The organism is Peribacillus sp. SIMBA_075 (assembly GCF_046534585.1).
In genome coordinates, this window is record NZ_JAWRYN010000977.1 from 1 (window position 1) to 258 (window position 258).

The following is a 258-nucleotide window of genomic DNA, read 5'->3' on the forward strand; positions in this document are numbered from 1 at the left end:
GACTAAGCGAGATAATTCGCGGTCTATAAAGCGTATAGCAGATAAAAAGGGGAAGGGACAAAACGGCTATTGGTTTTGTCCCTGTTTAGCTATGTGAATCGGCTCCAATTCTTTTACATACTTCTGGCTGTGTACAACGAATTCCGCCGTGATCGGAGAAATCGCCTGCCAGTCTCTTGCCGCTAGAACGACCTCACGCGTAATAGCGGGATGCAGGGGAATGGCGACCACCTTTGGGATAATCTCTGGAATGTAGAG

1 pseudogene is annotated in these 258 nt (G+C 48.1%); it reads right to left on the reverse strand.

What is annotated here, in order from left to right:
* Positions 1-66 precede the first annotated feature (66 nt).
* Positions 67-258 (reverse strand): annotated as a pseudogene (locus SB775_RS31195) (hypothetical protein); the annotation flags it as partial.